This is a genomic window from Pseudomonas sp. A39 (assembly GCF_058145955.1).
Map to the genome: position 1 here is coordinate 92,526 of NZ_JBYVMD010000024.1, position 8,454 is coordinate 100,979.

Annotated in this window: 9 protein-coding genes; 7 read left to right on the forward strand and 2 right to left on the reverse strand. The window is 61.3% G+C overall.

Annotated features, from left to right (window positions below; translation table 11 throughout):
• Positions 1-148: 148 nt before the first annotated feature.
• The 7 genes from AC3ZU9_RS18940 to pdeM are packed head-to-tail and all read left to right on the forward strand — an operon-like array spanning position 149 to position 7,515.
• On the forward strand, positions 149-928 hold the full coding sequence (locus tag AC3ZU9_RS18940; RefSeq protein ID WP_012722625.1) for a transporter substrate-binding domain-containing protein: 780 nt from the start codon (positions 149-151) through the stop codon (positions 926-928).
• Between the two features lie 57 nt (positions 929-985).
• Positions 986-1,714, forward strand: a complete 729-nt coding sequence (locus AC3ZU9_RS18945; RefSeq protein ID WP_012722624.1) for an ABC transporter permease — start codon at positions 986-988, stop codon at positions 1,712-1,714.
• Positions 1,711-2,421, forward strand: a complete 711-nt coding sequence (locus tag AC3ZU9_RS18950; RefSeq protein ID WP_046036646.1) for an ABC transporter permease — start codon at positions 1,711-1,713, stop codon at positions 2,419-2,421. The genes AC3ZU9_RS18945 and AC3ZU9_RS18950 overlap by 4 nt, the downstream gene beginning before the upstream one ends.
• Positions 2,422-2,430: 9 nt before the next feature.
• Positions 2,431-3,549 (forward strand): succinylglutamate desuccinylase/aspartoacylase family protein, encoded by a 1,119-nt coding sequence (locus AC3ZU9_RS18955; protein WP_490091171.1) that lies wholly within the window; start codon positions 2,431-2,433, stop codon positions 3,547-3,549.
• A 13-nt stretch (positions 3,550-3,562) separates the two neighbouring features.
• Positions 3,563-4,327, forward strand: a complete 765-nt coding sequence (locus AC3ZU9_RS18960; RefSeq protein WP_012722621.1) for an ABC transporter ATP-binding protein — start codon at positions 3,563-3,565, stop codon at positions 4,325-4,327.
• 57 nt (positions 4,328-4,384) lie between these two features.
• Positions 4,385-6,865 carry a ligase-associated DNA damage response DEXH box helicase gene (locus tag AC3ZU9_RS18965; protein ID WP_490091172.1) on the forward strand — a complete coding sequence of 827 codons (2,481 nt, stop codon included), beginning with the start codon at positions 4,385-4,387 and terminating at the stop codon, positions 6,863-6,865.
• Complete coding sequence (gene pdeM / locus AC3ZU9_RS18970) at positions 6,865-7,515, forward strand: ligase-associated DNA damage response endonuclease PdeM (protein ID WP_012722619.1); 651 nt, start codon at positions 6,865-6,867, stop codon at positions 7,513-7,515. The genes AC3ZU9_RS18965 and pdeM overlap by 1 nt, the downstream gene beginning before the upstream one ends.
• A gap of 33 nt (positions 7,516-7,548) precedes the next feature.
• On the opposite strand, the gene AC3ZU9_RS18975 is transcribed toward pdeM, so the two are convergent.
• Both AC3ZU9_RS18975 and dcd read right to left on the reverse strand, forming a co-directional pair.
• Positions 7,549-7,761, reverse strand: a complete 213-nt coding sequence (locus AC3ZU9_RS18975) for a hypothetical protein (protein ID WP_043204916.1) — start codon at positions 7,759-7,761, stop codon at positions 7,549-7,551.
• 108 nt (positions 7,762-7,869) lie between these two features.
• Positions 7,870-8,436: a dCTP deaminase gene (gene dcd / locus AC3ZU9_RS18980; RefSeq protein ID WP_003189215.1), complete on the reverse strand. Its 567-nt coding sequence runs from the start codon at positions 8,434-8,436 to the stop codon at positions 7,870-7,872.
• Between the last annotated feature and the right edge of the window lie 18 nt (positions 8,437-8,454).

Sequence of the window (8,454 nt, forward strand, 5' to 3'; positions counted from 1 at the left end):
ACGCCCTTGTCCCACCTTTTAAAACGATCATTCGGAACTACATTCGGAACTATGGTGCAGAAATTGCTACTTGTGATCCGTCTGACACCGTTCAGTAACAGTCCTAAACGCGCCACAAGCGCTTATCTTGGTTTCCAGGGATTACATAATGAAAAAAGCATTGCTGACCCTTTCTGCACTGGCTCTGTGCATGGCCGCCGGTTCCGCGCTGGCCAAGGAATACAAGGAATTGCGTTTTGGTGTCGATCCGTCTTACGCGCCGTTCGAATCCAAGGCCGCCGACGGCAGCCTGGTAGGCTTCGATATCGACCTGGGCAATGCAATCTGCGCTGAGCTGAAAGTGAAGTGCAAATGGGTCGAAAGTGATTTCGACGGCATGATTCCAGGCCTGAAAGCCAACAAGTTCGACGGTGTGATTTCGTCCATGACCGTGACCCCGGTGCGCGAAAAGGCTATCGACTTCTCCAACGAGCTGTTCTCCGGCCCGACGTCGCTGGTGTTCAAGAAAGGCGCTGGCTACTCGACGCCTGAGTCCCTCAAGGGCAAATCCGTGGGCTACGAGCAAGGCACCATCCAGGAAGCCTACGCCAAGGCCGTACTGGATAAAGCCGGTGTGACCACCAAGGCTTACGCCAACCAGGACCAGGTGTATGCCGACCTGACTTCCGGGCGCCTCGACGCTTCCGTGCAGGACATGCTGCAAGCCGAACTGGGCTTCCTGAAGTCGCCGGCCGGTGCTGGTTATGAAGTCAGCGCAGCCATCGACGACCCACTGCTGCCGTCGAAAACCGCCATCGGTATCAAAAAAGGTAACACTGAACTGAAGGCGCTTTTGGATAAAGGTATCAAAGCGTTACACGATGATGGCACCTACGCCACTATCCAGAAGAAACACTTTGGCGATCTGAACCTGTACAGCGGCAAATAATGCCTGGAGCGCCCTTCCATTGGAGGGGCGCTTTTTTATCGCCATAGGTCCTGATTTATGTTCGAAGAATTGTTGCAAACCCTCGGGTTGAGCGCGCTCAGCTTGAAGGGTTTCGGCCCGCTGTTGCTGCAAGGCACCTGGATGACCATCAAGTTGTCGGTGCTGTCCCTGGCCGTCAGCGTGTTGCTGGGCCTGCTCGGCGCCAGCGCCAAACTGTCCAGCCTGCGCTTGCTGCGTATCCCCGCCCAGCTCTACACCACGTTGATCCGCGGCGTGCCCGACCTGGTGCTGATGCTGCTGATTTTCTACAGCCTGCAAACCTGGCTCACCGGCCTGACTGATTTCATGGAATGGGAATACATCGAGATTGACCCCTTCAGCGCCGGGGTGATCACCCTGGGCTTTATCTACGGTGCGTATTTCACCGAGACCTTCCGTGGCGCCATCCTTGCCGTGCCGCGCGGCCAACTGGAAGCCGCCACGGCCTACGGCCTCAAGCGCGGGCAACGGTTTCGCTACGTGACCTTCCCGCAGATGATGCGCTTTGCCTTGCCGGGTATCGGCAATAACTGGATGGTGATGCTCAAGGCCACGGCACTGGTGTCGATCATCGGCCTGGCCGACCTGGTCAAGGCCGCCCAGGACGCGGGCAAGAGCACTTACCAACTGTTCTATTTCCTGGTGCTCGCTGCACTCATCTATTTGCTGATCACCAGCGCGTCCAACTTTGTCCTGCGCCGTCTTGAACGTCGCTACTCCGCAGGCTCCCGGGAGGCAGTGCGATGATTGAACTCTTGCAGGAATACTGGCGCCCCTTCCTTTATAGCGACGGCCAGCACATCACCGGCCTGGCCATGACGATGTGGTTGCTCACGGCCGCACTCGTCATCGGTTTCGTGGTGTCGATCCCGCTGTCCATCGCCCGGGTATCGCGCAACCCGCTGGTACGTTGGCCGGTGCAGTTCTACACCTACCTGTTCCGGGGCACGCCGCTCTATATCCAGTTGCTGATCTGCTACACCGGCATCTACAGCATCGCCGCCGTGCGGGCGCAACCGGTGTTGGATGCGTTCTTTCGCGATGCGATGAACTGCACCATCCTGGCGTTCGCCCTCAACACATGCGCCTACACCACCGAGATTTTCGCCGGTTCCATACGCAGCATGGCCCACGGTGAAGTCGAAGCGGCCAAGGCCTACGGCTTGAGCGGCTGGAAGTTGTACGCCTACGTGATCATGCCATCGGCGTTGCGCCGCTCGTTGCCGTACTACAGCAACGAAGTGATTCTGATGCTGCACTCGACCACGGTAGCCTTTACCGCGACGATTCCGGACATCCTGAAAGTGGCACGGGATGCCAACTCGGCTACCTTCATGACCTTTCAATCATTCGGTATCGCTGCGCTGATCTACCTGACCGTGACCTTTGCGCTGGTCGGTCTGTTTCGTCTGGCGGAACGCCGCTGGCTGGCTTTCCTCGGGCCGAGCCATTAAGGAGCATTCATGCGGCATCACGTCCATGAGCTGATTGCGCCGGTGCCAGGCACGGCGCGGCAGATTCACAGTTTTCACTTCGGCCCGGAGCAGGCCGAGGGCAAGATCTACATCCAGTCATCGCTGCATGCCGACGAGCTACCGGGCATGCTGGTGGCGTGGCACCTCAAGGTGCAGCTGGCGAAGCTGGCAGCGGCAGGCCGCCTGCGCAGCGAGATCGTGCTGGTGCCCATCGCCAATCCGGTGGGCCTGGAACAGGTGTTGATGGATATCCCGTTGGGTCGCTATGAGCTGGAGAGCGGGCAGAACTTCAATCGCCTGTTTGTCGACCTCAGTGAAGCCGTCGGCAACCAGATCGAAGACTTGCTCGGGGATGATCCCCGGCACAACACCGAACTGATCCGCGCGGCGCTGTCCACCGCGCTCGCCGCGCAAAGTGCCGACACCCAGTTGCAATCCCAACGCCTGGTGCTGCAACGCCTGGCCTGCGACGCCGATATGGTGCTGGACCTGCATTGCGACTTCGAAGCCGTGGCGCACCTGTACACCACGCCCGAGGCGTGGCCGCAGGTGGAGCCGCTGGCGCGGTACATCGGTTCGGAAGCGAATTTGCTCGCGACCGATTCCGGTGGGCAGTCCTTCGATGAGTGTTTCACCTTGGTGTGGTGGCAGTTGCAGCAACGCTTCGGCAAGCGCTTCCCGATCCCCATGGGCAGTTTTTCGGTAACCGTCGAACTGCGCGGCCAGGGCGACGTCAACCACGGCTTGGCGGCGCTCGACTGCCAGGCGATCATCGACTACCTGATTCACTTCGGCGCCATTGCGGGCGATGCAGCACCGCTGCCCGACCTGCCCTACCCGGCCACTCCGCTGGCCGGCGTCGAACCGGTGGCAACGCCGGTGGGCGGCCTGCTGGTGTTCAGCGCCCTGCCCGGTGAATACCTGGAAGCCGGGCAACTGATCGCCGAAATCATCGACCCCATTTCCGACCGCGTAACGCCCGTGCACTGCCGACAGGCCGGCCTGCTTTACGCCCGTTCGTTGCGCCGCATGGCCACTGCCGGGATGATCATCGGCCATGTCGCAGGCGCCGAGGCCTACCGCAGCGGCTACCTACTTTCGCCTTGAGGATGCACGCCCCATGTACAAATTGACCGTTGAAGGCCTGCATAAAAGCTATGGCGACAATGAGGTGCTCAAAGGTGTTTCGCTCAAGGCCAAGACCGGCGACGTGATCAGCCTGATCGGCGCCAGCGGCTCGGGCAAAAGCACTTTTTTGCGCTGTATCAACTTCCTGGAAACCCCCAACGACGGCGCGATGACCCTCGACGGGCAGCCGATCCGCATGGTCAGCGACCGCCACGGCATGCGCGTGGCCGATGACGCCGAATTGCAGCGCCTGCGCACGCGGCTGGCAATGGTGTTCCAGCACTTCAACCTGTGGAGCCACATGAGCGTGCTGGAAAACATCACCATGGCCCCGCGCCGGGTATTGGGTTGCAGTAAGAAGGACGCCGAAGACCGCGCCCGTCGCTACTTGGACAAGGTGGGGTTGCCGGCGCGCGTGGCCGATCAATACCCGGCGTTCCTGTCCGGCGGCCAGCAGCAACGGGTGGCCATCGCCCGGGCGTTGGCGATGGAACCGGAGGTGATGCTGTTCGACGAACCCACGTCGGCCCTCGACCCGGAATTGGTGGGCGAAGTGTTGAAGGTGATCCAGGGACTGGCCGAGGAAGGCCGCACCATGATCATGGTGACCCACGAGATGAGCTTTGCGCGCAAGGTGTCGAGCCAGGTGCTGTTCCTGCACAAGGGCCTGGTGGAAGAGCAAGGCGCGCCGGAAGACGTGCTGGGCAATCCGAAGAGCGAACGCCTGCAGCAGTTCCTGAGTGGCAACTTGAAGTAAACCTTTGCCCGCTCTGGAAGGTCTGTGGAATAGGCCTTCCAGAGTGTCAGCCGCCGTATGGCAAAACCCATCGACTTCGCCAAACAATGGTTTGCCGCCAAAGGCTGGAAGCCGTTCGCCTTTCAAAAAGACGTGTGGGCGGCGGTCAAGGACGGCCGGTCAGGATTGCTGCATGCCAGTACCGGCGCGGGTAAAACCTACGCGCTGTGGTTTGCGGCGCTTAATCGCTTCGCCCTCACTCGCCCGCCGGTGACGGGTAAGCGCAAGCCACCCGCCGAACCGCTGACGGTGCTGTGGATCACGCCCATGCGAGCCCTTGCGGCCGACACTGCGCGCGCCCTCGAAGCACCGCTTGAGGCTTTACAGATCCCCTGGAGCATCGGCCTGCGTACCGGCGATACCAGCAGCAGCGAGCGCGCCCGTCAGACCCGTCGCCAACCCACCGCACTGGTCACCACCCCGGAAAGCCTGACCTTGATGCTCGCCCGCGCCGACAGCGAAGCGAGCCTTGCGCACCTGCGCATGGTGGTCGTGGATGAATGGCATGAATTGATCGGCAACAAGCGCGGCGTGCAGTTGCAACTGGCGCTGGCGCGGCTGCGGCGTTGGCATCCGGAATTGATGGTGTGGGGCATTTCGGCGACCTTGGGCAACCAATCCCACGCCCTGGAAGTTTTGGTCCCACAAGGGGGTGGGATCAATGTGCAGGGGCAAACGGTCAAGCGGCTGGAAGTCGACACCTTGCTGCCGCCCGTCGCCGAGCGCTTTCCCTGGGCTGGGCATATCGGCTTGAAAATGCTGCCCCAAGTGGTGGCCGAGGTCGACGCCAGCCGCAGCTGCCTGGTGTTTACCAATACACGGGCGCAATCGGAAATCTGGTACCAGGCGCTGCTGGACGCCCGCCCCGATTGGGCCGGGGTGATCGCCCTGCACCATGGCTCGCTGTCACGCGAGGCCCGCGACTGGGTGGAGCGGGCGCTCAAAGACGGCCATCTCAAGGCGGTGGTGTGTACGTCCAGCCTGGACCTGGGGGTGGATTTTCTGCCGGTGGAGCGGGTGCTGCAGATTGGCTCGGCCAAGGGTGTGGCGCGCCTGATGCAGCGTGCCGGACGTTCAGGGCATGCACCGGGACGGCCGTCGCGGGTGACGCTGGTGCCGACCCACAGCCTGGAACTGGTGGAAGCCGCCGCCGCCCAGGATGCGATTGCCCAGCGGCGTATCGAAGCACGGGAATCGCCTCACAAACCCTTGGATGTGCTCGTACAACATTTGGTGAGCATGGCCCTGGGCGGTGGCTTTACGCCGGATGCGCTGCTGGCGGAAGTACGTGGCGCTTGGGCGTATCGCGAGCTGACGGATGCAGACTGGGCCTGGGCGCTGGGGTTTGTGCGCCATGGCGGTCTGTCGCTGACCGCTTACCCGGATTACCGCCGCGTGGAGCCGGACGAGCACGGTATCTGGCGCGTACCCGATGCGCGGCTGGCACGCCGTCATCGGATGAGCGTGGGCACTATCGTCAGTGACGCGAGTATCCATTTGAAATACTGGAGCAAGGGCGGTGGTGGCAAGAATCTGGGCAGTGTCGAGGAAGGGTTTATCGCCCGGCTCAAACCCGGCGACGGCTTCCTGTTTGCCGGACGTTTGCTGGAACTGGTGCGCGTGGAAAACATGACCGCTTATGTGCGGCGCAGCACCGCGAAAAAGGCCGCCGTACCGCGCTGGAATGGCGGGCGCATGCCCCTTTCCAATGAGCTGGCCCAGGCGGTGGTGGAACGTTTTGATGCGGCGGCGCATGGGCACTACGACGGCCCGGAGATGCAGGCGGTGCAACCCCTGTTGCAGACGCAGTTGCGCTGGTCCGGCTTGCCGACGCGCAAGCACTTGCTGGCCGAAGCCCTGAAATCGCGGGAGGGGTGGCACCTGTTTCTTTATCCGTTCGCCGGGCGCCAGGTGCACTTGGGGCTGGCGAGCCTGCTGGCGTGGCGGGTCAGCCAGCGGCAGCCTGTGACCTTCTCGATTGCGGTCAACGATTATGGGCTGGAGCTACTGAGTGCCACCGAGGTGGAGTGGCCGGAGTTGCTGGACCCGACACTGCTGGGGCCAGAACATCTGCTGCACGATGTGGCGGCCAGCCTGAATGCCGGAGAGCTGGCCCTGCGGCGTTTTCGTGAAATCGCACGGATCGCCGGGCTGGTGTTTGCCGGCTACCCCGGCGCGCCGAAAAGTACGCGACAGGTACAGGCCTCCAGCGGGTTGTTCTTCGAGGTATTCAAGCAATATGACCCACAGAACCTGCTGCTGACGCAGGCCGGGGAAGAAGTCTTGCGTGATGAACTGGATATTCGTCGGCTGGAGGAGACATTGCTGCACATGGCGGCGCTGCAATTGGACGTGCACGTGATCGAACGGCCTACGCCTTTGGCCTTTCCGCTGCTGGTTGAGCGGATGCGCGAAAGCATGAGCTCGGAAAAACTCTCGGAGCGTATTGCGCGAATGGTCAAGGATTTGGAAAAAGTCGCGGATAACGGGAAACGCTGATGGTGTGTTCGGTGAGGCTTGAGGGAGAAGAATTGTGGTTGCTGGCAGACAAGGCGGTGTATTGGCCGGCGCGCCGCTGCCTGTTGATTGCCGATGCGCATTTCGGCAAGGCATCGGCGTATCGCAGCCTGGGCCAGCCGGTGCCGCAAGGCACCACGAGCGAGAACTTACAGCGTCTGGATCGATTGCTCTCGGCCCTACCGTGCGCGCAGGTGATCTTTCTCGGCGATTTCCTGCACGGCCCAGGGTCTCACGCCAGTGGCACGCTGAGCGCGCTGAGAGCCTGGCGAGCGCTTATCCCTGACCTGCCGATGACGTTGATTCGCGGCAATCACGATAAGCGCGCGGGTGACCCGCCTGTCGACTTGAGGATTGAGGTTGTCCCGGAGCCGCTGCTGATGGGCCCTTTCGCCCTGCAGCATGAACCGCATGCCCATCCCAGCCATCATGTCCTGGCGGGGCATGTGCATCCGGTGTATCGCTTGCGCGGCAAAGGTCGGCAGAGTTTGCGGCTGCCGTGCTTTCAGATCGGTACGCGGGTCAGCTTGCTGCCGGCGTTTGGGGCGTTTACAGGGGGGTATGCGGTGGAACAGCGAGAAGATCACCAACTCTTTGTGATCGGCGATCAGGAAGTATGGCCAGTACGCTGAGGGACTGACCATTTCCCAACCTGCTGCCTGGCATCAAGCAACGGGAGCGGGTGGCGGCTCGTCTGGAAGGGTTGGCACCCCTTGCTCGTCGGGCTGCTCGGGCTGGCCGGGCGCGGGGTCTGGATCCGGTTGTCCAGGGACGCCACCTTCAAATGCAGGGTTTGCCATCAAGGACCAGGCCAGAACGCCAATCTGGTTGGGTTCAAGCCGGGCAAGTTCTGCGCTGATTCGCGGGTCGATCTTCATAAGGTACTCCTCAAGCGTGGCTCGGTGCGTTTTACACGCACCGAGGCAGTACACCTAGATAGAGTCACTTTCCGCAGACTAATTCCCTTTACGCGTAAGACCTTTCGATCAAGCGCGTGGGAGGGTGACGCCGCGCTGGCCCTGGTACTTGCCTGCGCGGTCCTTATAGGACACTTCACAGGCCTCATCGGACTGCAGGAACAGCATCTGCGCCACACCTTCGTTGGCATAGATCTTCGCCGGCAAGGTGGTGGTGTTGGAGAACTCCAGGGTCACATGGCCTTCCCACTCGGGTTCAAGTGGCGTCACGTTGACGATGATGCCGCAACGCGCGTAGGTGCTCTTACCCAGGCAGATGGTCAGCACGTCACGGGGAATACGAAAGAACTCCACGGTGCGCGCCAGGGCGAAGGAGTTGGGCGGAATGATGCACACGTCGCTCTTAACGTCGACGAAGCTCTTCTCGTCGAAGTTCTTCGGATCGACGATCGCCGAGTTGATGTTGGTGAACACCTTGAATTCATCGGCGCAGCGTACGTCGTAGCCGTAGCTGGAAACCCCGTACGAAATCACACGTTCGTCGCCTTCGCCACGAATCTGCCGCTCAACGAACGGTTCGATCATGCCGTGCTCTTGCGCCATGCGGCGAATCCACTTGTCCGATTTGATGCTCATGGCGGGTGTCCTGAATAG